Origin of the sequence: Enterobacter cloacae complex sp. IR5401, assembly GCF_049238425.1 — a bacterium.
GTDB lineage: Bacteria > Pseudomonadota > Gammaproteobacteria > Enterobacterales > Enterobacteriaceae > Enterobacter > Enterobacter hormaechei_C.
Genome location: NZ_JBMKHN010000008.1, coordinates 1 through 22,068, shown reverse-complemented (window position 1 = coordinate 22,068; position 22,068 = coordinate 1). Strand labels below are relative to the sequence as shown.

Below are 22,068 nucleotides of genomic sequence, written 5' to 3'. Positions count from 1 at the left end.
AAAGATCAGCCATGAAACGCGTTGCGGGGCATGATATTGACCGTCTCATGCAGTTCGGACCATACCAGCACCACGTCGCCGCTTTTAAGCTGGCGCTTAACATCGTTGACCTTTTGTTCAAGCGAACGTTCATGTTCACCATAATCGGTGCCTTCGCGCAAGACAAAGCTTTCAATCAGATTATCGAGCGTTTCGGGAGAGAGATCCTGCCAGGGAATAATCATTTTTTACCGTCCAGATAGGCCGTTAACCAGTCGGGTATACGCGTCTCAAGCCACATTTTTGGCCGACGCAGCGTGCCGCCAACAAAGCCGACGTGCCCGCCGAACTCGGTGAGCTGATACTCCACGTTATCCGGCAGATAGTCAGGGGCGGGGATCGAGTGATGATCCATAAACGGATCGTCTTTGGCGTGGATAATCAGCGTGGGTTTCGTGATTTGATTCAGTAAAGGCATGGCGCTGCACTGACGGTAATAGTCAATCGCATCGGCAAAACCGTGAATTTTCGAGGTGATCAAATCATCAAACTCGCGCAGGCGCTTCACGCGTTTGAGCTGTTGCAGCGTCACAGGCAGCGTATCCGGATAGGCCTTCAGCTTGCGCGCGGCGTTGGCTTTCAGCAGGTTGAGCAGGTAGCGCTGGTACACTCGCGAAAAGCCCTTTTCCATATGATAGCTGCACTGCTCCAGCATAAACGGCGCAGAGACAATCACCGCCGCATCCAGCGGTACGGCGTCGCTCTCCTTCGCCAGCAGACAGGCCAGCATATTGCCGCCCAGCGAATACCCCACCGCTGCCGTTGGCGCCTCGCCGAAATTGTCTCTTAGCCAGCGCAGGAACCAGGTGCCGTCCTCGGTTTCACCCGAGTGATAAATGCGTTTCTGACGATTAGGCTCGCCGCTGCATCCGCGAAAATGCATCACCACCCCAAGCCAGCCGCGGGCTTTCGCCGCCTCAATGAGTCCGTGTGCGTAAGGGCTGTGCAGGCTGCCTTCCAGACCGTGAAACACTACCAGACGGGGTTTATGTCTGGCCCGATCCGGATCTTCGCTCCAGGCGAGATCCAAAAAGTCGCCATCCGGCAAATCCAGGCGTTGCCAGTGCGGGGTGAACTGTACCTTGCGGCGGATCAGGCGCGGCAGCATGGTTTGCAGGTGAGGGTTAGCCACACCGCGCATGGGCACGAACTCTGCGCTCTCTTCGGCTGCAATGTCGAAGTCTGAGGGAATGATTTGGGTCATAAGGGCGATGCTGATTCTTGTCAGAAATTAACTATACCTTCCGAATTGTACCCCGTTTAGCCCGTTTTTCCGAAACATGAACTGATCCCGATCACAAATATTTACCTTGATTATTACTCTCAGGCTAATGATTTGCCTCTACGCTTAATTGATGCCTTTCTCACCAGAGCGCACACTTTACTCAACGTTAAGCAAATCAGAATGATGTGCTGAATCAGGAGGTTAATAATGTTATCTGGGCAAACACCCACCCGGCAATGGAACACCCGACGCAGTGAGAAAGCGCGTCGTCTGGCGTCCGTACCGGTGCAGGGCAAGGTACTGCCAACCGGCGATCTTGTCGCCATGCTGGAAAAACTGATCGCACCAGGCGACAAAGTCGTTCTGGAAGGCAACAACCAGAAGCAGGCGGATTTCCTTTCCCGTTCACTGGCGGAAGTGAACCCGCAAATCGTGCACGATCTGCATATGATCATGCCGAGCGTGGGCCGCAGCGAACATCTGGACATCTTTGAGAAAGGCATCGCCCGCAAGCTGGACTTCTCCTTCTCCGGTACGCAAAGCCTGCGCATTTCGCAGCTGCTGGAGGATGGTCAGCTCGAAATCGGGGCGATTCACACCTACATCGAACTCTACTCACGTTTATACGTCGACCTTTCGCCAAACGTGGCGCTGATTGCCGGTTTTAAAGCGGACCGCAAAGGCAACCTCTATACCGGGGCGAGTACCGAAGATACCCCGGCGCTGGTGGAAGCCGCCGCGTTCCACGACGGCATCGTCATCGCGCAGGTGAACGAGCTGGTGGATGACGAGTGCGACCTTCCGCGTGTGGATATTCCGGGCTCGTGGATTGATTTTGTGGTGGTTGCCGATAAGCCGTTCTTTATCGAACCGCTTTTCACCCGCGACCCACGCCTGATCAAACAGGAACACATCCTGATGGCGATGATGGCGATTAAAGGCATCTACGCCGAACACCAGGTGCAGTCCCTGAACCACGGGATTGGCTTTAACACCGCAGCGATCGAGCTGCTGCTGCCAACTTACGGCGAACAGCTCGGACTCAAAGGCAAAATCTGTAAACACTGGACTTTGAACCCGCATCCAACGCTGATCCCGGCCATCGAAAGCGGCTGGGTGGAGAGCGTCCACTGCTTCGGCGGCGAGCTGGGGATGGAAGAGTACATCCGCGCCCGTCCGGACGTGTTCTTTACCGGTGCTGACGGCTCCATGCGCTCTAACCGCGCCTTCTGTCAGCTGGCTGGTCAGTACGCGGTCGATATGTTTATCGGCTCCACGCTACAGGTTGATGGTTACGCTAACTCCTCAACCGTGACTCGCGGCCGTCTTTCCGGCTTCGGCGGCGCGCCAAACATGGGCCACGATCCGCACGGTCGTCGCCACGCCACACCGGCCTGGCTGAACATGATCACCGAGCCTGACCCGATGCAACGCGGTAAAAAGCTGGTTGTGCAGATGGTGGAAACCTTCCAGGCGGGCGTGAAGCCAACCTTCGTGGAAAAACTCGACGCTGTTGACGTCGCGAAAGCCTCCGGTATGCCGCTGGCGCCGGTCATGATTTACGGCGATGACGTCACCCACGTGCTGACGGAAGAGGGGATTGCTTACCTCTACCGGGCGAAAGATCTGGAAGAGCGTCGCGCCATGGTCGCCGCCGTGGCGGGTATCACCGATATCGGTCTGGGCGTTGACGCCAAACGCGTGGCGGAACTACGTCAGAGCGGCAAGGTTGTGTATCCGGAAGATATGGGCATTCGTCGTACCGATGCCACTCGCTCTCTGCTGGCTGCGGGCAGCGTGGCTGACCTCGTTGAGTGGTCCCGTGGTCTGTATAACCCACCTGCGAAATTCCGGAGCTGGTAATGAAACTTCTGCCCCAGATCCAGGTTGAAGGCGGTGCCGAATGGCTGGCGCGAACCGCCACGCAGTGTCTGATTGACGAAGCACGTTTAAGCCCGAAGCCCGGTCTGGTGGACAGCCGGGGGAACGGCGCGCACCACGATTTATCGCTTGCGCTGATGGAGCGCTCCGCTCGCAGCCTGACCCCCACGTTTCAGGCGCTGGCACAGCAGAGCTGGCAGCGTCCGGCGGATATTGCCCTCCGGCAAACCGTTGGCCGCCTGGGTCGCGAAGGTGAACGGCAGATGATGGCCGCTACCGACGGCGTGAACACGCACCGTGGCGCGATCTGGGCGCTGGGATTGCTGGTGAGCGCGGTGGCGATGCTGGGCGGCGATGCCCGGGCGCAAACCGTCGCGAACACCGCCGCTCAGCTGGCGAAGCTGCCGGATGACGTGGCGCCGAAAGTGTTCAGCAAGGGGTTACGCGTCACGCACCGCTACCGCGTGCCGGGCGCGCGTGAAGAGGCTCAGCAGGCGTTTCCGCACATCATGCAGCGCGCGCTGCCGCAGCTTCGCCTCAGCCGTCTCAAAGGCAGCAGCGAAACGCAGGCCAGACTCGACGCGCTGATGGCGATCATGACCTCGCTCACCGACACCTGCGTGCTGTCGCGCGCCGGCATGGAGGGGCTGGACGCCATGCAGAACGGCGCCCGTGCAGTGCTGAACGCCGGAGGATGCGCAACGCTCGCCGGGCAGCAGGCGCTGGCGCGGTTAGACCGTCAGATGCTGGCGCTTAACGCCTCGCCGGGCGGAGCCGCAGACCTGCTTGCCGCCACGCTGTTTCTTGACCGCGTCGAAACGCCCTATTCAAAGCATTAAGAGGATGTTATGGAAAAAATCACATTGACCGTGCCCGCCAGCCGCGAAGTAAGCGGCAGGGCGCTGGCAGGGGTAGTCGGTTCCGGGGATATGGAGGTGCTTTTCACCGCCGAACCGGGCCAGACCTTAACCATTGATATCACCACCTCCGTCGACAACAGCCGCGGGCGCTGGGAGGCGTTGTTCAACCGCCTGCAAACCGTCAGCAGCCTGCCCGCAGGTAAGCTGACCATCCACGACTTCGGCGCGACGCCGGGCGTGGCACGCATTCGTATCGAACAGGTCTTTGAAGGGGTGAATCATGCGTGATGACAGCAGCTTTATCGAACTAAAAGCGCGCCAGCGTGCACAGGCGCTGCTCGACGACGGCAGCTACCGCGAACTGCTGGATCCGTTCGAAGGCATTATTTCTCCATGGCTTGGGCCACAGGGGATTGTTCCTCAGGCTGATGATGGCATGGTGGTCGCGAAAGGGACCATCAACGGCCAGCCTGCGGTGGTGGTGGCGATTGAAGGCACCTTCCAGGGCGGCAGCATGGGCGAAGTGTCCGGCGCCAAAATGGCGGCGGCGCTGGAGCTGGCGGCGGAAGATAACCGCAACGGCATTCCGACTCAGGCGGTACTGTGCCTCGAAACCGGTGGCGTACGTTTGCAGGAAGCCAACCTTGGCCTGGCGGCGATTGCCGATATCCACGCCGCGATCGTTGACCTGCGTCGCTATACCCCGGTCGTCGGGATTGTCGCCGGGACCGTAGGCTGCTTCGGCGGGATGTCTATCGCCGCGGCGCTGTGCAGCTATCTGATTGTGACCCGCGAAGCGCGTCTTGGCCTCAACGGCCCGCAGGTTATTGAGCAGGAAGCGGGCATTGAAGAGTACGACTCCCGCGACCGTCCGTTTATCTGGAGCATGACCGGCGGCGAAGTGCGCTATGAAAGCGGGCTGGTGGACGCGCTCGTCGGCGACGGCGTGAACGCGGTGAAAGCCGCGATGAACGAGGCCATCGCCAAAGGCGTACCGGCGAAACATCGCACCGATAACTACGACGATTATCTGAACCGTCTGACGAATTTCGACACCCGCAAACAGGCCGATGCCGAACAGATTAAAGCGCTTTTTGCCCGGGAGGTGAAATGATGACTAACTCAATTAGCCGTGGCGAACTCTGGCTGGAAACTCTGGCCCCGAACGCGAAACGTCTGGAGGGGTTATGCCCGTCCGTGCAGGCCGCAGACGGCGAGCTGAACGGTGAAACGGTGCGTTTTGTCGCCGTGGTGCCGGACGTCAACAACCACTTCCCGCGCGCGGCGCAAGGGGAAGTCGGCCTGCTGGAAGGCTGGACGCTGGCAAAAGTGGTCAGCGAAACCGTCGCCGCTGATGCAGATAAAGCCGTGAAGCGCCCGATTGTGGCGGTGATCGATGTCCCAAGCCAGGCCTATGGCCGTCGCGAAGAGGCGTTTGGCATCCACCAGGCGCTGGCCGGCGCCGCTGCCGCCTACGCTAATGCGCGGCTGGCAGGTCATCCGGTGATTGGTCTTATCGTCGGTAAGGCCATGTCCGGCGCGTTTCTGGCGCACGGCTACCAGGCTAACCGTCTGATTGCCTTCAACGATAAAGGCGTGCTGATCCACGCCATGGGCAAAGAGTCTGCGGCGCGCATTACGCTGCGTACCGTTGAGGCGCTGGAAAAACTGGCGGCAACCATTCCGCCAATGGCGTACGACATCAGCAACTACGCCACGCTGGGGCTGCTTTCCGACCTGCTGGATATCAGCAATCCGGATGCCCCTTCCGAAAGCGATCTGACGCGGGTGAAAACCACCCTGCAACAGGCCATCAGTGACGCTCGTCAGGACACCACGTTGAAAAACCGTCTGGGTGCTGACAACCGCCGCAGCTCAGCGCTCGTACGTGAACGTATGCGAGCCAGCTGGTAAGTAAAAAGAGACCTGCCAGATGCATCACCCCGTGGGCGCGCCCGTTGCGTCCACGCGGGAACCTGCATCCTGAAAATAATAAACATCGCGCCAGTGCTTAAACTTTTTTACTACAGGTGATTTATGACTTACGTAATTGTTCATGCTCTTGCACCGATTTTCGTCATCATGCTGCTGGGATTCTGGGCCGGTAAGGCAAAGATGGTCGATAACAAAAATGTTTCCCTGCTGAATATCTTCGTGATGGATTTTGCACTCCCGGCCGCGCTATTCAGCGCCACCGTGCAAACCCCGTGGACCGGCATCGTGGCGCAGTCGCCGCTGATCCTGGTGCTCACCCTGGCGATGTGGATCACCTATGCGGTCATCTACTTCCTCGCGACAAACGTATTTAAAAAATCCCCGCAGGATGCGGCCGTGCTGACGCTTACCGTCGCCTTGCCAAACTACGCGGCGCTTGGCCTGCCGATTCTGGGCAGCGTGCTGGGCGAAGGCTCTTCAACGTCGCTGTCCGTGGCGGTCTCCATCGCCTGTGGTTCAGTGCTGATGACCCCGTTCTGCCTGCTGATTCTGGAGCGTGAGAAAGCGCGCGCCGAAGGCAATAACTCCGGTTCAACGCTTTCCATGCTGCCGGTGCTGATGTGGCGCTCCATTAAAAAACCGATCGTGATGGGCCCGCTGTTGGGTGTGATCCTGTCCGCTATCGGCATCACAATGCCGGAGCTGGTGCTGGCGGCGATTAAACCGCTGGGACTGTCCGCGACCGCTGCGGCGCTGTTCCTGACCGGCGTGATCCTCTCTGCCCGTAAGCTCCAGATCAACACCATGGTGATCACTTCTACTATCGCCAAGCTGCTGATCCAGCCAGCGATTGCCTGGGGTATCGTTTTAATCTTCGGTCTGCACGGCTCCGTGGCTATCACCGCCATCCTGATGATTGCGCTGTCTGCGGGCTTCTTTGGCGTGGTGTTCGGTAACCGCTTTGGCGTGCAGTCGCCGGATGCTGAAGCCGTGCTGCTGTTGAGCTCCATACTGTGTATCCTGTCGCTGCCGCTGTTTATCTCGCTGACTTCAGGAATGTAATCATGACCACAACATTACGCCCACACGACATCATCTGGCTTACCGCGCGCGACGCCCTGGAAGGGATTACTGAATCCTGGGTGGACGCGGCCTGGCATACCGGGCTGCCGGTAGTGGTGCGGCGTGATGTTGATAATGAAGGCCGTATTCCCGTTGGCGTGCGCGGATTGCGCCGCGACCAGCGGGCGGCCGGATGGGTGAAGCCTGAGAACGTGTTGCGCGTGGTGTCGCCCGAAGATTTGAGCGTTGCCGCCGACCTGCTGCGTTCGCCGTTTATCACCCAGCCGCCGGTTCAGGTGGCGCTTCAGCTTGCGCAGCAGTCATGGCCGTGGACGTGGGGGATAACCGGCAGTACGGGTTACGCGCTGGCGACCGGCATTCCGGTGATCCACGCCGACAGCGATCTCGATCTGCTGATCCGCGCCCCGCGTACCGTTTCCCCTGAGGCGTTTACTGACTGGCAGGCTCAGCTCAGTCGTGCGTTATGCCGGGCGGATACACAGGTGGATACGCCCGAGGGCGGATTCGCGCTGGCGGAATGGTTACGCGACGGCAAAACGCTGTTAAAAACGCAATATGGGCCGCGCCTGGTGGCGGATCCATGGCACAGGGAGGAGTAATGAAAATACTGTTTACCTTTCCAGGGCAGGGCACACAGCATGAAGGTATGCTGCAAAACCTGCCGGGAACAGAGCTGGAGCAGGCCCGTGCTGTGCTGGGGGCGGAAGTTGATACCCTGGACAGCGCATCCTCGTTAACCCACACCCGCGCGGTTCAGCTTTCGCTGTTGATTGCAGGCGTGGCTTGGGCGCGCGAGCTGGAACGTCGCGGCGTGTCGCCGGATATCGTCAGCGGGCTGTCCATTGGCGCTTATCCTGCGGCGGTTATCGCCGGTGCGCTGGACTTTACGGACGCGCTGAAGCTGGTGGCGCTGCGCGGCGATCTGATGGAGCAGGCGTATCCCCACGGCTACGGCCTGACGGCGATAATGGGGTTGACCCTGCCCCAGGTGGAAAACCTGATTCAGGGGACAGGAACCTATATCGCTAACCTGAACGCCGAAACGCAGATCGTGATTGCCGGAGCCGATGACGGCATGGCGCAGGTAGCCGAACGCGCGCTGGCGAAGGGCGCGAACAAGGCCAAACGGCTGGCGGTAAGCGTGCCGTCGCACTGTGAATTGCTGGCGGAACCGGCGCAGAAGCTGGCCGCGGCGTTTGAATCAGTCACGCTTTCACGCCCCCGCTGCGCGTACCTGAGCGGCAGTACCGGGCGCGTGCTTTGGCAGCCGGAGAAAATTGCCGACGACCTGGCGATGAATATGGCGCGAACCGTGCGCTGGCAGGAGGCGGTGATTTCCGCTAACGAGCGCGAAGCGCGTCTGGCGATTGAGATGCCGCCAGGGGGTATTCTGACCTGTCTGACGCGGCAGGCGGCGTGGGAAGGCGAATCCATTTCGCTGGAGCGCAGCGGAGTGGACGTGGCGGTGCATCTGGCGGGTCGGCTTCAGCGGTGACTTTTTGCCCGGTAAGCGTAGCGCCACCGGGCAATAACATCAGGCACTATCCTGCAAACTTCTGGCATACATCCGCCCTTCCGCGGCCAGCGCCCGCAGGCTCGGATCCTGCTCGCGGTTGCGGGCAAAGACGATCGCAATCAGCTGCTGCATCTGGTACGGCTGCGCCAGCTTCAGTAGCTGCACCGAATTTTCGTACACTTTCTTCATCCTGCCCGGCATCAGCGTAAACCCGACCCCCGCCTGCACCAGGCTCAGCATCGAAAAGATATCGTTCACGCGCGTCACAATCTCCGGCTCGAAACCGGCGATATGAAACGCTTCCTGAAACCCGGCGTAAGTGGCGAACCCTTCCGCGAGGGCGACAAACTTCCGATCTTTATAGTCGCGCAGATCGGCGGGGCCGCTGGTATTCAGCGTGGCAGAAGCCGGTGCGGCAAGGAAAATATCGTCATGGAACAGAGGAAGCACTTCGAGGCTGTTACGGTCGATATCGCTTTCGGAGATAGAGATTAAAATCGCATCCAGCGATCCCTCACCCAGCATATGGAGCAGGGTTTCGTTCGAGCCCATCGTCAGATCCATCTCCAGATCTGGACGGCGCAGCTTCATGCCCATTATCAGGCGCGGCACGGTTTCCAGCGTTAGCGAGTAGAGCGTGCCGACGCGTAACCGCCCCTGACCAATGCCGGCGACCTTACGCGACTCTTCCAGCCCGCGCTCCATCACCTGCATCACCTCCTGACAATACTCCAGCAGCGTCCACGCGGAGGGGAGGGCAATCAGGTTACGCCCTTTGTGGGTAAAGAGCGGGCAGCGGACATTCTCTTCCAGGGTATGCAGCGCGCGGTGCACGCTGACGCCGCTCAGGCCGAGCGTTTCGGCGGTACGTGCGATATTGCCCTTCTCCATGAACGTCATGAAGATGCTGAGCTTACGGAATGTAATCTCGCTCGTGGTATCGAAGCTCATAACCCTCCCGGCGTGTTAGTCGGCTTGCAGCATCGCTTCCAGCTGTTCCTGCGCGTCCAGCCATGCCATTTCGCACTCTTCGAGGCTGGATTTGGTTTTCGCCTGAGTTTGCAGACAGTCCGTCAGCTCCGCTTTGCGGCTCTGATCGTACAGTTCGCTGTCGCCCAGCTTCTCTTCGACGGCAGCAAGCGTGGCGTTGAGCTTTTCCATCTCTTTTTCGAGGCGGGCAATCTCTTTACGCAGCGGTTGCGTCTGGGTGCGCAGCTCCGCTTCACGGCGCTTCTGGTCTTTACGCGCCTGGGCGCTGTTGGCGTTGTCTTTCGCTGACTCTTCCGGCTGGTTTTCCTGCTTCTGCACGTCCGTCAGCCACTGCTGGTAGTCTTCCAGGTCGCCGTCAAACGGTTCGACTTTGCCGCCGTGTACCAGATAGAGATCGTCGGTGGTGGAGCGGATCAGGTGGCGATCGTGCGACACGACAACCAGCGCCCCTTCGAACTCAATCAGCGCTTCGGTCAGCGCCTGACGCATGTCGAGATCGAGGTGGTTGGTTGGTTCATCAAGCAGCAGCAGGTTTGGACGCTGCCAGACGATCAGCGCCAGTACCAGACGCGCTTTTTCACCACCGGAGAAACGCGCTGTATTTTCAGTCACCTTATCGCCCTGGAAGCCAAAGCCGCCGAGGTAGTCGCGCAGCTTTTGCTCCATTTCCTGCGGCGCCAGGCGCGCCAGGTGCTGGATCGGCGATTCATCCGCGCGTAAAAATTCCAGCTGATGCTGGGCGAAGTAGCCAAGCTTGATGCCTTTCGCCAGGCCGATTTCGCCGCTGACCGGGTTAAGCTCGCCCGCCAGCAGCTTGATCAGCGTCGATTTACCGGCGCCGTTACGCCCCAGCAGGCCAATGCGTGAACCTGGCACCAGGTTGAGCTTGATAGAGTCGAGGATAATGCGATCGCCATAGCCCGCGCTCACTTTTTCCATTTTCAGCAGCGGGTTCGGCAGGCTCTCCGGCTCGCGGAAACTGAAGTGGAATGGGTTATCCACATGCGCGGGAGCGATCATCTCCATGCGTTCCAGCATCTTGATGCGGCTCTGCGCCTGCTTGGCTTTTGACGCCTTGGCCTTGAAGCGATCCACAAAGCTTTGCAGGTGCGCCACGCGCTGCTGCTGGCTTTCATACATCGCCTGTTGCTGGGCAAGGCGCATCGCGCGCTGGCGCTCGAAAGAGCTGTAGTTGCCGGTGTATTCGAACATGCTTTGCTGTTCGATATGAATGATTTTATCCACCACCGGATCGAGGAAGTCGCGGTCGTGGGAGATCAGAATCAGAGTGCCCTGATAGCTCTTGAGCCACTTCTCCAGCCAAATAACCGCATCAAGATCGAGGTGGTTGGTGGGTTCATCGAGCAGCAGGAGGTCGGAGCGGCAGATCAGCGCCTGCGCCAGGTTAAGGCGCATACGCCAGCCGCCGGAGAAATCGCTCACCGGGCGTTCAAGCTGTTCGTTGCTGAAACCCAGGCCGTGCAGCAGGCTGGAGGCGCGGGAGCGAATGGTCCAGGCATCGATGGCGTCCAGCTTGCCGTGGACGGTGGCGATGGCGTGGCCGTCGTTGCGTTCGTTGGCGGCGTTGAGCTCTGCTTCGAGCTTGCGGTATTCACGGTCGCCGTCGATAACATAGTCGAGCGCAGGTTCGCTCAGCGCGGGCGTCTCCTGGTTCACCCAGGCGAGCTGCCAGTTGCCCGGGAAGGTAAAGTTACCGCCATCCGCGCTTATCTCGTTTTTCAGCAGTGCCAGCAGGGTGGATTTACCGCAGCCGTTTTTGCCGACCAGCCCCACTTTCTGGCCCGGGTTGATGGTAGCAGTCGCGTTATCCAGCAGGACGCGCACGCCGCGACGAATTTGTAACGAGGAGAAAACAATCATAGAAGCGCCGTATGTTCCGACTATGTTAATTTGTCATTATGATAATGTAAGGTGTGGGCCATTTTCCCCACCGGGCCGCCATGGTAGCCCAAAACGACAACAATACACAAAAACAGAACCGGGAGGGGAATGATGTCTCAGACAGCGAAAGTGCTGCTGCTGTATGCCCATCCGGAATCACAGGACTCGGTGGCGAACCGGGTGCTGCTTAAGCCGGCCACACAGCTCAGTAACGTAACGGTGCACGATCTCTACGCGCACTATCCCGATTTTTTTATCGATATTCCTTACGAGCAGGAACTGCTGCGTCAGCACGACGTGATTGTGTTCCAGCATCCGCTTTATACCTACAGCTGTCCGGCACTGCTGAAAGAGTGGCTGGACCGCGTGCTGAGCCGGGGCTTCTCCAGCGGGGTGGGGGGCAACCAGCTGGCGGGAAAGTACTGGCGGAGTGTCATTACCACCGGTGAGCCGGAAAGCGCTTACCGTCACGACGGGCTGAACCGTTACCCCATGAGCGACATTCTGCGGCCGTTTGAGCTGACGGCGGCGATGTGCCGTATGCACTGGATGAGCCCGATTATTATCTACTGGGCACGGCGGCAGGATCCGAAAGCGCTGGCGAGCCATGCCAGGGCCTATGGCGAATGGCTGGCGTCACCGATTCCGGCGGGAGGACGCTAATGGACGGTTCGAATTTACTCCTTGCCGGGGTGCTGTTTTTGTTCGCCGCCGTCGTCGCGGTCCCGCTTGCCGCGCGTCTCGGCATTGGCGCGGTGCTGGGTTATTTGCTGGCGGGGATAGCCATTGGCCCCTGGGGGCTTGGGTTTATCAGCGATGTGGATGAAATTCTCCACTTCTCTGAACTGGGCGTGGTCTTCCTGATGTTCATCATTGGCCTTGAGCTGAACCCCTCCAAGCTGTGGCAGCTGCGGCAATCTATTTTTGGCGTCGGGGCGGCGCAGGTGTTACTCAGCGCCGCCATTCTGGCGGGCCTGCTGATGCTGACGCAGTTTTCCTGGCAGGCCGCGGTGATTGGCGGGATCGGTCTTGCGATGTCGTCGACGGCGATGGCGCTTCAGCTGATGCGCGACAAAGGGATGAACCGCAACGAGGCGGGGCAACTGGGCTTTTCGGTGCTGCTGTTCCAGGATTTAGCGGTGATCCCGGCGCTGGCGCTGGTGCCGCTGCTGGCGGGATCCGGAGACGATCATTTCGACTGGATGAAGATCTCCATGAAGGTGCTGGCCTTCGCGGGGATGCTGATCGGCGGTCGGTTTTTACTGCGTCCGGTATTCCGGTTTATTGCAGCATCCGGCGTGCGCGAGGTATTCACCGCCGCAACGCTGCTGCTGGTGCTTGGCTCAGCGCTGTTTATGGATGCGCTGGGGCTGTCGATGGCGCTTGGGACGTTTATCGCCGGGGTGCTGCTTGCGGAAAGCGAGTACCGCCACGAGCTGGAGACCGCCATCGATCCGTTTAAGGGGCTGCTGCTAGGGCTGTTCTTTATCTCGGTGGGTATGGCGCTTAATCTTGGCGTGCTCTATACCCATCTGCTGTGGGTTATTGCGAGTGTCGCCGTGCTGGTGGCGGTCAAAACGCTGGTGCTGTATCTCCTCGCGAGGATTTACGGGCTGCGCAGCTCGGAAAGAATGCAGTTTTCCAGCGTGTTAAGCCAGGGGGGAGAATTTGCGTTTGTGCTGTTTTCCACGGCGTCGTCTCAGAAGCTGTTCAAAGATGACCAGATGGCGCTGCTGCTGGTGACGGTCACGCTGTCGATGATGACCACCCCGCTGCTGATGAAGCTGGTGGACAAACTGCTGTCGCGCCGCCTGAATCCCGCAGACGATGAAGACGAAGCGCCGTGGGTGGAAGATGATAAACCGCAGGTGATCGTTGTGGGCTTTGGTCGCTTCGGACAGGTGATTGGTCGCCTGTTGATGGCAAATAAAATGCGCATTACGGTGCTGGAGCGCGATATCAGCGCCGTCAACCTGATGCGCAAATATGGTTATAAGGTGTACTACGGCGATGCGACGCAGCTTGAGCTGTTGCGCTCGGCGGGCGCAGAGGCTGCGGAGTCCATCGTCATCACCTGTAACGATCCGGAAGACACGATGAAGCTGGTGGAGCTGTGCCAGCAGCATTTCCCGCATCTGCATATTCTGGCGCGTGCGCGTGGACGTGTGGAGGCTCACGAACTTTTGCAGGCGGGTGTGAAACACTTCTCCCGCGAAACCTTCTCCAGCGCGCTGGAGCTGGGACGCAAGGCGCTGGTTTCGCTGGGTATGCATCCTCATCAGGCGCAACGCGCCCAGATGCATTTCCGCAGGCTGGATATGCGAATGCTGCGTGAACTGATGCCCGTGCACAGCGACACGGCGCAGATCTCCCGCGTGCGGGAAGCGCGTCGCGAACTGGAGGAGATCTTCCAGCGTGAGATGCAACAGGAACGACGCCAGCTCGACGGCTGGGATGAATTTGAATAAAGGGTAACGAAAGATGGCTGTACGTAAACGCTTTATCGCGGGCGCAAAATGCCCATCCTGCCAGGCGCAAGATACGCTGGCCATGTGGCGTGAAAATAATATCGATATCGTTGAATGTGTTAAGTGCGGTCACCAGATGCGTGAGGCCGACAAAGAAGCCCGCGATCATGTTCGCAAAGAAGAGCAAGTGATCGGCATTTTTCATCCAGACTAGCGATATGCTCTGAGTTTTTTTAAGCTTAAGGGTACACGGGTGCAGATTTCCGCTACAATCTGCGCCAGCAATTTTCCCACGCTCAGGAGATATCATGAAAGTAGCAAAAGACCTGGTGGTCAGCCTGGCCTATCAGGTACGTACAGAAGACGGTGTGTTGGTTGATGAGTCTCCGGTGAGTGCGCCGCTGGACTACCTGCATGGTCACGGTTCCCTGATTTCCGGCCTGGAAACGGCGCTGGAAGGCCATGAAGTTGGCGACAAATTCGACGTTGCTGTAGGCGCGAACGACGCTTACGGTCAGTATGACGACAACCTGGTTCAGCGCGTTCCTAAAGACGTATTCATGGGCGTTGACGAGTTGCAGGTTGGCATGCGCTTCCTGGCGGAAACTGACCAGGGTCCGGTTCCGGTTGAAATCACTGAAGTTGAAGACGACCACGTTGTAGTTGACGGCAACCACATGCTGGCGGGTCAGAACCTGAAGTTCAACGTAGAAGTTGTTGCGATCCGTGAAGCGACTGAAGAAGAGCTGGCTCATGGCCACGTTCACGGTGCGCACGGTCACGACCATGACCACGATCACGGCCATGACGGCTGCTGCGGTGGTCACGGCCACGACCATGGTCATGACCACGGCCACGGTAAAGGTGGTTGCGGTAACGGCGGCTGCGGTTGCCACTGATTCCGTACTGCGGAAAATAAAAAAGCGGGATAATCCCGCTTTTTTTACGCCTCAATAATGAGGTGGTGGCGTCTCTTCTGACTGAGAGGCAATGTTTGACGGCTGCGTGGCCTTCAGCTTTTCCGTCAGCAGGCGCATGTGATCGCGCAGTTTTGCCATTTCAAGCTCATGGGCCGTCACGGTCTGGTTCAGTTCTTCGATGGTGATGTCCTGAAAAGCCAGGCGGCTTTCCAGCTCAGCCAGTCTCGCTTCGATCGTTGTATCCTTCATCATTCACCTCGTTTATCTGTCGTTCGCCATAATGGACCAGCGGCGGCGAAGTTTAGCTGACTTTTTCCTTAAGTACAGTATCCATCTCCCTGACAAGAAACTTATTTAAACAAAAATAGTCTGAAAAGAAGCGACATTCGGGGGAGTCTGTCTGTAGATTTCTTCCACAACGTTTTATAGTACGTCACTCATTTACGTTTAACACTGGGGTGAGAGACCTCAGGTCCTGGAGATATGGATGAAATCACTGTTTAAAGTTACGCTGCTGGCGACCACTATGGCTGTAGCGCTCAATGCGCCGCTGTCTTTCGCTGCTGATACTGCTGCGAAGCCTGCTGCGACTACAGACAGCAAAGCGGCATTCAAAAATGACGACCAGAAATCCGCCTACGCACTTGGCGCGTCTCTGGGTCGTTACATGGAAAACTCTCTGAAAGAACAAGAGAAACTGGGCATCAAACTGGACAAAAACCAGCTGATCGCAGGGGTCCAGGATGCGTTCGCAGACAAGAGCAAACTGTCTGACCAGGAAATCGAGCAGACTCTGCAAGCGTTTGAAGCGCGCGTGAAAGGCGCCGCTCAGACCAAGATGGAAGCAGATGCTAAAGATAACGAAGCGAAAGGCAAAGCCTACCGCGACAAGTTCGCTAAAGAGAAAGGCGTTAAAACGTCTTCTACTGGCCTGATCTATAAGGTTGAGAAAGAAGGTACTGGCGACGCGCCTAAAGACAGCGACACCGTTGTGGTGAACTACAAAGGTACGCTGATCGACGGTAAAGAGTTCGATAACTCTTATACCCGTGGTGAGCCTCTCTCCTTCCGTCTGGATGGTGTGATCCCGGGCTGGACCGAAGGCCTGAAGAACATCAAGAAAGGCGGTAAAATCAAGCTGGTCATCCCACCGGATCTGGCTTACGGCAAAACCGGCGTTCCGGGTATCCCGGCTAACTCCACGCTGGTATTTGATGTAGAACTGCTGGACATCAAACCGGCGCCGAAAGCGGATGCGAAAACAGACGCACCGGCTGACGACAAAGCCGCAGCAGCTAAGAAGTAATGCTGAAAAAAACCGCCGCCTTTACAGGCGGCGGTTTTTTTATTGTGGGGCAGATATAATTAACACTGGAAAGCGTTATACACGCTGTATTAATTTAGTTGTCCGTGTAGATAATGAGCCTGCCCTGAAAACCTAACGACAGGCTCCTGAAAAGGAGTGTTTTTTTCATGTCCAGGTCGCTTTTAACCAACGAAACCAGTGAACTTGATTTGCTGGATCAACGTCCATTTGACCAGACCGACTTCGATATTCTGAAATCCTACGAAGCGGTAGTGGACGGGTTAGCGATGCTCATTGGTTCCCACTGCGAAATCGTATTGCATTCCCTGCAAGATCTTAAGTGTTCCGCTATCCGCATTGCGAATGGTGAGCACACTGGCCGTAAAATTGGTTCGCCAATCACCGACCTTGCATTGCGTATGTTGCATGACATGACCGGCGCGGACAGCAGCGTCTCAAAATGCTATTTCACCCGCGCCAAAAGCGGCGTGCTGATGAAATCAGAAACGATCGCGATTCGAAACCGCGAACACCGGGTAATCGGTTTGCTGTGCATCAACATGAACCTTGATGTGCCATTCTCGCAAATCATGAGCACCTTCATCCCGCCAGAAACGCCGGACGTGGGCTCATCGGTGAACTTTGCTTCTTCGGTTGAGGATCTCGTGACCCAGACGCTGGAGTTCACCATTGAAGAGGTGAATGCCGATCGCAACGTATCCAACAACGCCAAGAATCGTCAGATCGTCCTGAACCTCTATGAGAAAGGGATTTTTGATATCAAAGATGCCATCAACCAGGTGGCCGATCGCCTGAATATCTCCAAACACACGGTTTACCTCTATATTCGCCAGTTCAAAAGCGGCGACTTTCTGGGACAAGACAAGTAATGCGTTTTGCGTTAATGGTGACGGGCCCGGCGTACGGTACCCAGCAGGCCAGCAGCGCGCTACAGTTTGCCCATGCGCTGCTTGATGCCGGTCATGAACTGGCAAGCGTCTTCTTCTATCGTGAAGGGGTCTATAACGCGAACCAGTTTACGTCCCCGGCGAGCGATGAGTTTGACCTTGTGCGCGCCTGGCAAAAATTAAACGAAACGCAGGGCGTTGACCTGCATATCTGCGTCGCGGCGGCACTGCGTCGCGGCGTGACGGATGCGACCGAAGCCGAACGCCTTGGTCTGGCGGGGGCTAACCTGCAACCGGGCTTTTCCCTCAGTGGTCTAGGTGCCCTGGCACAGGCGGCGTTGACCTGCGACAGAGTGGTGCAATTTTGATGAAGCGCGTAGCGTTTGTTTTTACTTCTGCGCCGCATGGCAGCGCTTCAGGCCGGGAAGGGCTGGATGCATTGCTCGCGACATCGGCATTAACCGAAGATATCGGCGTCTTCTTTTTAGGCGATGGCGTATTCCAGCTTCTTGCAGGCCAACAACCGCAGGCCATTCTTGCGCGCGACTACATTGCGACCTTTAAAGTTCTGCCGCTCTATGACATTGAAACCTTCTATGTGTGCGCCGACTCGCTGGCCGCGCGTGGGTTAAACGAGAAAACACCGTTCGTGCTGGACGTGACGATCCTGACATCTGCTGCGCTGCGCGAACAACTCTCTCACTACGATACCGTTCTGACTTTCTGAGGCTGCCATGCTCCATACCCTGAGCCGTTCACCGTGGCAATGCGATATCGACACGTTACTGAGCATGCTGCGCGAAGGTGATGCTCTGCTGCTGATTCAGGATGGCGTGCTCGCGGCGCTTGAAGGCAGCCGTTTTGTTGAAATCCTCGCGAATGCCCCCATTACAGTCTCTGCGCTGAAAGAGGATCTGGATGCGCGGGGTCTTTCTGGTCAAATTTCAGCCAAAATTGACGTGGTTGGCTATACTGATTTCGTCAATCTTACTGTGACGCACGCCAGTCAAATGAACTGGTGATTTGAGATCGCTGTATATTTCTTGACACCTTTTCGACGTAGCCCTAAAATTTCGCGTCCTCATATTGTATGAGGTCGTTTTATTACGTGTTTACGAAGCAAAAGCTAAAACCAGGAGCTATTTAATGGCAACAGTTAACCAGCTGGTACGCAAACCACGTGCACGCAAAGTTGCAAAAAGCAACGTGCCTGCGCTGGAAGCCTGCCCGCAGAAACGTGGCGTATGTACTCGTGTATATACCACCACTCCTAAAAAACCAAACTCCGCACTGCGTAAAGTATGCCGTGTGCGTTTGACTAACGGTTTTGAAGTGACTTCCTACATCGGTGGTGAAGGTCACAACCTTCAGGAGCACTCCGTGATCCTGATCCGTGGCGGTCGTGTTAAAGACCTTCCGGGTGTTCGTTACCACACCGTTCGTGGTGCGCTGGACTGCTCAGGTGTTAAAGACCGTAAGCAGGCTCGCTCCAAGTACGGCGTGAAGCGTCCTAAGGCTTAATGGTTCTCCGTTAAGTAAGGCCAAACTGATTTATCTTAATGTCAAACTAAACTCGTAGAGTTTTGGACAATCCTGAATTAACAACGGAGTAATCCCATGCCACGTCGTCGCGTCATTGGTCAGCGTAAAATTCTTCCAGATCCGAAATTCGGATCAGAACTGCTGGCAAAATTTGTAAATATCCTGATGGTAGATGGTAAAAAATCTACCGCAGAAGCAATCGTATACAGCGCGCTGGAGACCCTGGCTCAGCGTTCTGGTAAAAATGAACTGGAAGCCTTCGAAGTCGCTCTCGACAACGTGCGCCCGACTGTAGAAGTTAAGTCTCGCCGCGTTGGTGGTTCTACTTATCAGGTTCCAGTTGAAGTTCGTCCGGTTCGTCGTAATGCTCTGGCAATGCGTTGGATCGTTGAAGCTGCTCGTAAACGCGGTGATAAATCCATGGCTCTGCGTCTGGCGAACGAACTTTCTGATGCTGCGGAAAACAAAGGTACCGCAGTTAAGAAACGTGAAGACGTTCACCGTATGGCAGAAGCCAACAAGGCGTTCGCACACTACCGTTGGTAATCCCTTCGGAGTCGTAGTCACCAGGCGGGCGCTTCAGAGAAGCCGCCCGCTCTGGGTAACTTAACTGAACGCCTAAAGATATAAACGAGGAATCAAATGGCTCGTACAACACCCATCGCACGCTACCGTAACATCGGTATCAGTGCGCACATCGACGCCGGTAAAACCACTACTACCGAACGTATTCTGTTCTACACCGGTGTAAACCATAAAATCGGTGAAGTTCATGACGGCGCAGCCACCATGGACTGGATGGAACAGGAGCAGGAGCGTGGTATTACTATCACCTCCGCAGCGACTACTGCATTCTGGTCAGGTATGGCTAAGCAGTACGAACCGCATCGCGTAAACATCATCGACACCCCAGGGCACGTTGACTTCACCATCGAAGTAGAACGTTCCATGCGTGTTCTTGACGGCGCGGTAATGGTTTATTGCGCAGTTGGTGGTGTTCAGCCACAGTCTGAAACCGTATGGCGTCAGGCAAACAAATATAAAGTTCCACGCATCGCGTTCGTTAACAAAATGGACCGTATGGGTGCTAACTTCCTGAAAGTTGTTGGCCAGATCAAAACCCGTCTGGGCGCGAACCCTGTTCCGCTTCAGCTGGCAATTGGTGCTGAAGAAGGCTTCACCGGCGTTATCGACCTGGTGAAAATGAAAGCCATCAACTGGAACGAAGCAGATGCGGGCGTTACCTTCGAATACGAAGATATCCCGGCAGAGATGCAGGACCTGGCTGACGAATGGCACCAGAACCTGATCGAATCCGCAGCAGAAGCTTCTGAAGAGCTGATGGAAAAATACCTGGGTGGTGAAGAACTGTCTGAGCAAGAGATCAAATCTGCTCTGCGTCAGCGCGTTCTGAACAACGAAATCATCCTGGTAACCTGTGGTTCTGCGTTCAAGAACAAAGGTGTTCAGGCGATGCTGGATGCGGTAGTTGACTACCTGCCATCCCCGATTGACGTTCCTGCGATCAACGGCATCCTGGACGACGGTAAAGATACTCCGGCTGAGCGTCACGCAAGTGATGAAGAGCCATTCTCTGCACTGGCGTTCAAAATTGCTACCGACCCATTCGTGGGTAACCTGACCTTCTTCCGCGTTTACTCTGGTGTGGTTAACTCCGGTGACACCATCCTGAACTCCGTGAAAGCGGCGCGTGAACGTTTTGGCCGTATCGTACAGATGCACGCTAACAAACGTGAAGAGATCAAAGAAGTTCGTGCGGGCGACATCGCTGCTGCTATCGGTCTGAAAGACGTGACCACTGGTGACACTCTGTGTGACCCGGATCACCCGATCATTCTGGAGCGTATGGAATTCCCTGAGCCGGTAATCTCCATCGCAGTTGAACCAAAAACCAAAGCTGACCAGGAAAAAATGGGTCTGGCTCTGGGCCGTCTGGCGAAAGAAGACCCATCATTCCGTGTATGGACTGATGAAGAATCTAACCAGACCATCATCGCTGGTATGGGTGAACTGCACCTGGACATCATCGTTGACCGTATGAAGCGTGAATTCAACGTTGAAGCGAACGTGGGTAAACCTCAGGTTGCTTACCGCGAAGCGATTCGCGCGAAAGTTACCGACGTTGAAGGTAAACACGCTAAGCAGTCTGGTGGTCGCGGTCAGTACGGTCACGTTGTGATCGACATGTACCCACTGGAGCCGGGCTCTAACCCGAAAGGTTACGAGTTCATCAACGACATCAAAGGTGGTGTAATTCCTGGCGAATACATCCCTGCCGTTGATAAAGGCATCCAGGAGCAGCTGAAAGCTGGTCCTCTGGCTGGTTACCCGGTTGTAGACATGGGTGTTCGTCTGCACTTCGGTTCTTACCACGACGTTGACTCCTCTGAACTGGCGTTTAAACTGGCTGCGTCTATTGCCTTTAAAGAAGGCTTTAAGAAAGCAAAACCAGTTCTGCTTGAGCCGATCATGAAGGTTGAAGTAGAAACTCCTGAAGAGAACACCGGTGACGTTATCGGTGACTTGAGCCGTCGTCGCGGTATGCTGCGTGGTCAGGAATCCGAAGTAACTGGCGTTAAGATCCACGCTGAAGTTCCGCTGTCTGAAATGTTCGGATATGCAACTCAGCTGCGTTCTCTGACCAAAGGTCGTGCATCATACACTATGGAATTCCTGAAGTATGATGATGCGCCGAACAACGTTGCTCAGGCCGTTATCGAAGCCCGTGGTAAGTAATCCACAGGATTAAAACCTAAGTCCCGTGCTCTCTCCGAAGGGGAGAGCACTATAGTAAGGAATATAGCCGTGTCTAAAGAAAAATTTGAACGTACAAAACCGCACGTCAACGTTGGTACTATCGGCCACGTTGACCATGGTAAAACTACCCTGACTGCTGCAATCACTACCGTACTGGCTAAAACCTACGGCGGTGCTGCTCGTGCTTTCGATCAGATCGATAACGCACCAGAAGAAAAAGCTCGTGGTATCACCATCAACACTTCTCACGTTGAGTATGACACCCCGACTCGCCACTACGCACACGTAGACTGCCCAGGCCACGCCGACTATGTTAAAAACATGATCACCGGTGCTGCGCAGATGGACGGCGCGATCCTGGTTGTTGCTGCGACTGACGGCCCTATGCCTCAGACTCGTGAGCACATCCTGCTGGGTCGTCAGGTAGGCGTTCCTTACATCATCGTGTTCCTGAACAAGTGCGACATGGTTGATGACGAAGAGCTGCTGGAACTGGTAGAGATGGAAGTTCGTGAACTGCTGTCTCAGTACGATTTCCCAGGCGACGACACTCCAATCGTTCGTGGTTCCGCGCTGAAAGCGCTGGAAGGCGAAGCAGAGTGGGAAGAGAAAATCATCGAACTGGCTGGCTACCTGGATTCTTACATCCCAGAACCAGAGCGTGCGATTGACAAGCCATTCCTGCTGCCAATCGAAGACGTATTCTCCATCTCCG

General features: G+C 56.4%; 26 protein-coding genes. 21 read left to right on the top strand and 5 right to left on the bottom strand.

The features are described from left to right. Window positions 1–5 precede the first annotated feature (5 nt). Both ACOTX1_RS13485 and ACOTX1_RS13480 read right to left on the bottom strand, forming a co-directional pair. Window positions 6–224 (bottom strand): YheU family protein, encoded by a 219-nt coding sequence (locus tag ACOTX1_RS13485; protein WP_003861664.1) that lies wholly within the window; start codon window positions 222–224, stop codon window positions 6–8. Beyond that, entirely contained in the window at window positions 221–1,243 is a 1,023-nt protein-coding gene (locus tag ACOTX1_RS13480) for a hydrolase (RefSeq protein ID WP_023314942.1), read from the bottom strand. The genes ACOTX1_RS13485 and ACOTX1_RS13480 overlap by 4 nt, the downstream gene beginning before the upstream one ends. Before the next feature lie 228 nt (window positions 1,244–1,471). Here ACOTX1_RS13480 and mdcA point away from each other — a divergent pair, with 228 nt between their 5' ends. The 8 genes from mdcA (at window position 1,472) to mdcH (ending at window position 8,518) form a co-directional block, all read left to right on the top strand. Continuing rightward, window positions 1,472–3,127: a malonate decarboxylase subunit alpha gene (gene mdcA / locus ACOTX1_RS13475; protein ID WP_023314941.1), complete on the top strand. Its 1,656-nt coding sequence runs from the start codon at window positions 1,472–1,474 to the stop codon at window positions 3,125–3,127. Continuing rightward, window positions 3,127–3,984, top strand: coding sequence for a triphosphoribosyl-dephospho-CoA synthase (locus ACOTX1_RS13470; RefSeq protein WP_023314940.1), 858 nt, complete (start codon window positions 3,127–3,129; stop codon window positions 3,982–3,984). Before mdcA ends, ACOTX1_RS13470 begins: the two co-directional genes overlap by 1 nt. 9 nt (window positions 3,985–3,993) lie before the next feature. Beyond that, on the top strand, window positions 3,994–4,293 hold the full coding sequence (gene mdcC / locus ACOTX1_RS13465) for a malonate decarboxylase acyl carrier protein (protein WP_000411786.1): 300 nt from the start codon (window positions 3,994–3,996) through the stop codon (window positions 4,291–4,293). Next, the gene (locus ACOTX1_RS13460) at window positions 4,286–5,119 is read left to right on the top strand and encodes a biotin-independent malonate decarboxylase subunit beta (RefSeq protein WP_003861672.1); all 834 of its coding nucleotides are present in this window, start codon (window positions 4,286–4,288) and stop codon (window positions 5,117–5,119) included. Before mdcC ends, ACOTX1_RS13460 begins: the two co-directional genes overlap by 8 nt. Then, window positions 5,119–5,919, top strand: a complete 801-nt coding sequence (mdcE, locus tag ACOTX1_RS13455; RefSeq protein WP_032634616.1) for a biotin-independent malonate decarboxylase subunit gamma — start codon at window positions 5,119–5,121, stop codon at window positions 5,917–5,919. The genes ACOTX1_RS13460 and mdcE overlap by 1 nt, the downstream gene beginning before the upstream one ends. Window positions 5,920–6,042: 123 nt before the next feature. Next, window positions 6,043–7,002, top strand: a complete 960-nt coding sequence (locus ACOTX1_RS13450; RefSeq protein ID WP_023314938.1) for an AEC family transporter — start codon at window positions 6,043–6,045, stop codon at window positions 7,000–7,002. 2 nt (window positions 7,003–7,004) lie between these two features. Beyond that, on the top strand, window positions 7,005–7,622 hold the full coding sequence (locus ACOTX1_RS13445) for a malonate decarboxylase holo-ACP synthase (protein ID WP_126497760.1): 618 nt from the start codon (window positions 7,005–7,007) through the stop codon (window positions 7,620–7,622). Then, window positions 7,622–8,518, top strand: coding sequence for a malonate decarboxylase subunit epsilon (gene mdcH / locus ACOTX1_RS13440; protein ID WP_003861680.1), 897 nt, complete (start codon window positions 7,622–7,624; stop codon window positions 8,516–8,518). Before ACOTX1_RS13445 ends, mdcH begins: the two co-directional genes overlap by 1 nt. Window positions 8,519–8,557: 39 nt before the next feature. On the opposite strand, the gene ACOTX1_RS13435 is transcribed toward mdcH, so the two are convergent. Continuing rightward, window positions 8,558–9,490 (bottom strand): LysR substrate-binding domain-containing protein, encoded by a 933-nt coding sequence (locus tag ACOTX1_RS13435; RefSeq protein WP_023314936.1) that lies wholly within the window; start codon window positions 9,488–9,490, stop codon window positions 8,558–8,560. A gap of 15 nt (window positions 9,491–9,505) precedes the next feature. Then, window positions 9,506–11,410, bottom strand: coding sequence for an ABC transporter ATP-binding protein (locus ACOTX1_RS13430; RefSeq protein WP_023314935.1), 1,905 nt, complete (start codon window positions 11,408–11,410; stop codon window positions 9,506–9,508). 129 nt (window positions 11,411–11,539) lie between these two features. Between ACOTX1_RS13430 and kefG the strand changes: the two genes are divergently transcribed. The 4 genes from kefG (at window position 11,540) to slyD (ending at window position 14,798) form a co-directional block, all read left to right on the top strand. Next, window positions 11,540–12,094, top strand: a complete 555-nt coding sequence (gene kefG, locus ACOTX1_RS13425) for a glutathione-regulated potassium-efflux system ancillary protein KefG (protein WP_059288194.1) — start codon at window positions 11,540–11,542, stop codon at window positions 12,092–12,094. Continuing rightward, window positions 12,094–13,899, top strand: a complete 1,806-nt coding sequence (kefB, locus tag ACOTX1_RS13420) for a glutathione-regulated potassium-efflux system protein KefB (RefSeq protein WP_003861688.1) — start codon at window positions 12,094–12,096, stop codon at window positions 13,897–13,899. Before kefG ends, kefB begins: the two co-directional genes overlap by 1 nt. Before the next feature lie 13 nt (window positions 13,900–13,912). Next, the gene (locus ACOTX1_RS13415) at window positions 13,913–14,113 is read left to right on the top strand and encodes a YheV family putative zinc ribbon protein (protein ID WP_003861689.1); all 201 of its coding nucleotides are present in this window, start codon (window positions 13,913–13,915) and stop codon (window positions 14,111–14,113) included. Between the two features lie 94 nt (window positions 14,114–14,207). Further along, entirely contained in the window at window positions 14,208–14,798 is a 591-nt protein-coding gene (gene slyD, locus ACOTX1_RS13410; protein ID WP_003861691.1) for a peptidylprolyl isomerase, read from the top strand. A gap of 51 nt (window positions 14,799–14,849) precedes the next feature. Here slyD and ACOTX1_RS13405 read toward each other — a convergent pair whose 3' ends face one another. Further along, complete coding sequence (locus ACOTX1_RS13405; RefSeq protein ID WP_003861693.1) at window positions 14,850–15,068, bottom strand: protein SlyX; 219 nt, start codon at window positions 15,066–15,068, stop codon at window positions 14,850–14,852. A 238-nt stretch (window positions 15,069–15,306) separates the two neighbouring features. Between ACOTX1_RS13405 and fkpA the strand changes: the two genes are divergently transcribed. The 9 genes from fkpA to ACOTX1_RS13360 form a co-directional block, all read left to right on the top strand. After that, window positions 15,307–16,125 carry an FKBP-type peptidyl-prolyl cis-trans isomerase gene (fkpA, locus tag ACOTX1_RS13400; RefSeq protein WP_003861695.1) on the top strand — a complete coding sequence of 273 codons (819 nt, stop codon included), beginning with the start codon at window positions 15,307–15,309 and terminating at the stop codon, window positions 16,123–16,125. Between the two features lie 167 nt (window positions 16,126–16,292). Next, window positions 16,293–17,015 carry a helix-turn-helix transcriptional regulator gene (locus ACOTX1_RS13395; protein WP_003861697.1) on the top strand — a complete coding sequence of 241 codons (723 nt, stop codon included), beginning with the start codon at window positions 16,293–16,295 and terminating at the stop codon, window positions 17,013–17,015. After that, window positions 17,015–17,401: a sulfurtransferase complex subunit TusD gene (tusD, locus tag ACOTX1_RS13390; RefSeq protein ID WP_003861699.1), complete on the top strand. Its 387-nt coding sequence runs from the start codon at window positions 17,015–17,017 to the stop codon at window positions 17,399–17,401. Before ACOTX1_RS13395 ends, tusD begins: the two co-directional genes overlap by 1 nt. After that, the gene (tusC, locus tag ACOTX1_RS13385) at window positions 17,401–17,760 is read left to right on the top strand and encodes a sulfurtransferase complex subunit TusC (RefSeq protein ID WP_003861700.1); all 360 of its coding nucleotides are present in this window, start codon (window positions 17,401–17,403) and stop codon (window positions 17,758–17,760) included. Before tusD ends, tusC begins: the two co-directional genes overlap by 1 nt. Window positions 17,761–17,767: 7 nt before the next feature. Then, window positions 17,768–18,055 carry a sulfurtransferase complex subunit TusB gene (gene tusB / locus ACOTX1_RS13380; RefSeq protein ID WP_003861702.1) on the top strand — a complete coding sequence of 96 codons (288 nt, stop codon included), beginning with the start codon at window positions 17,768–17,770 and terminating at the stop codon, window positions 18,053–18,055. A 124-nt stretch (window positions 18,056–18,179) separates the two neighbouring features. Then, a complete protein-coding gene (gene rpsL, locus ACOTX1_RS13375; protein WP_000246815.1) occupies window positions 18,180–18,554 on the top strand; it encodes a 30S ribosomal protein S12 in 375 nt (124 codons plus the stop codon). Between the two features lie 96 nt (window positions 18,555–18,650). Continuing rightward, window positions 18,651–19,121: a 30S ribosomal protein S7 gene (rpsG, locus tag ACOTX1_RS13370; protein ID WP_003861706.1), complete on the top strand. Its 471-nt coding sequence runs from the start codon at window positions 18,651–18,653 to the stop codon at window positions 19,119–19,121. A gap of 96 nt (window positions 19,122–19,217) precedes the next feature. Then, window positions 19,218–21,332 carry an elongation factor G gene (gene fusA / locus ACOTX1_RS13365; RefSeq protein ID WP_022651946.1) on the top strand — a complete coding sequence of 705 codons (2,115 nt, stop codon included), beginning with the start codon at window positions 19,218–19,220 and terminating at the stop codon, window positions 21,330–21,332. A gap of 69 nt (window positions 21,333–21,401) precedes the next feature. Continuing rightward, window positions 21,402–22,068, top strand: a 667-nt coding sequence (locus tag ACOTX1_RS13360; protein WP_180238619.1) for a GTP-binding protein, incomplete at its 3' end; no start/stop codon positions are given.

Bases quoted from the DNA above. Each gene is read 5' to 3' on its own strand.
- ACOTX1_RS13485 (WP_003861664.1), bottom strand. From the start codon at position 224: ATGATTATTCCCTGGCAGGATCTCTCTCCCGAAACGCTCGATAATCTG.
- ACOTX1_RS13480 (WP_023314942.1), bottom strand. From the start codon at position 1,243: ATGACCCAAATCATTCCCTCAGACTTCGACATTGCAGCCGAAGAGAGC.
- mdcA (WP_023314941.1), top strand. From the start codon at position 1,472: ATGTTATCTGGGCAAACACCCACCCGGCAATGGAACACCCGACGCAGT.
- ACOTX1_RS13470 (WP_023314940.1), top strand. From the start codon at position 3,127: ATGAAACTTCTGCCCCAGATCCAGGTTGAAGGCGGTGCCGAATGGCTG.
- mdcC (WP_000411786.1), top strand. From the start codon at position 3,994: ATGGAAAAAATCACATTGACCGTGCCCGCCAGCCGCGAAGTAAGCGGC.
- ACOTX1_RS13460 (WP_003861672.1), top strand. From the start codon at position 4,286: ATGCGTGATGACAGCAGCTTTATCGAACTAAAAGCGCGCCAGCGTGCA.
- mdcE (WP_032634616.1), top strand. From the start codon at position 5,119: ATGACTAACTCAATTAGCCGTGGCGAACTCTGGCTGGAAACTCTGGCC.
- ACOTX1_RS13450 (WP_023314938.1), top strand. From the start codon at position 6,043: ATGACTTACGTAATTGTTCATGCTCTTGCACCGATTTTCGTCATCATG.
- ACOTX1_RS13445 (WP_126497760.1), top strand. From the start codon at position 7,005: ATGACCACAACATTACGCCCACACGACATCATCTGGCTTACCGCGCGC.
- mdcH (WP_003861680.1), top strand. From the start codon at position 7,622: ATGAAAATACTGTTTACCTTTCCAGGGCAGGGCACACAGCATGAAGGT.
- ACOTX1_RS13435 (WP_023314936.1), bottom strand. From the start codon at position 9,490: ATGAGCTTCGATACCACGAGCGAGATTACATTCCGTAAGCTCAGCATC.
- ACOTX1_RS13430 (WP_023314935.1), bottom strand. From the start codon at position 11,410: ATGATTGTTTTCTCCTCGTTACAAATTCGTCGCGGCGTGCGCGTCCTG.
- kefG (WP_059288194.1), top strand. From the start codon at position 11,540: ATGATGTCTCAGACAGCGAAAGTGCTGCTGCTGTATGCCCATCCGGAA.
- kefB (WP_003861688.1), top strand. From the start codon at position 12,094: ATGGACGGTTCGAATTTACTCCTTGCCGGGGTGCTGTTTTTGTTCGCC.
- ACOTX1_RS13415 (WP_003861689.1), top strand. From the start codon at position 13,913: ATGGCTGTACGTAAACGCTTTATCGCGGGCGCAAAATGCCCATCCTGC.
- slyD (WP_003861691.1), top strand. From the start codon at position 14,208: ATGAAAGTAGCAAAAGACCTGGTGGTCAGCCTGGCCTATCAGGTACGT.
- ACOTX1_RS13405 (WP_003861693.1), bottom strand. From the start codon at position 15,068: ATGAAGGATACAACGATCGAAGCGAGACTGGCTGAGCTGGAAAGCCGC.
- fkpA (WP_003861695.1), top strand. From the start codon at position 15,307: ATGAAATCACTGTTTAAAGTTACGCTGCTGGCGACCACTATGGCTGTA.
- ACOTX1_RS13395 (WP_003861697.1), top strand. From the start codon at position 16,293: ATGTCCAGGTCGCTTTTAACCAACGAAACCAGTGAACTTGATTTGCTG.
- tusD (WP_003861699.1), top strand. From the start codon at position 17,015: ATGCGTTTTGCGTTAATGGTGACGGGCCCGGCGTACGGTACCCAGCAG.
- tusC (WP_003861700.1), top strand. From the start codon at position 17,401: ATGAAGCGCGTAGCGTTTGTTTTTACTTCTGCGCCGCATGGCAGCGCT.
- tusB (WP_003861702.1), top strand. From the start codon at position 17,768: ATGCTCCATACCCTGAGCCGTTCACCGTGGCAATGCGATATCGACACG.
- rpsL (WP_000246815.1), top strand. From the start codon at position 18,180: ATGGCAACAGTTAACCAGCTGGTACGCAAACCACGTGCACGCAAAGTT.
- rpsG (WP_003861706.1), top strand. From the start codon at position 18,651: ATGCCACGTCGTCGCGTCATTGGTCAGCGTAAAATTCTTCCAGATCCG.
- fusA (WP_022651946.1), top strand. From the start codon at position 19,218: ATGGCTCGTACAACACCCATCGCACGCTACCGTAACATCGGTATCAGT.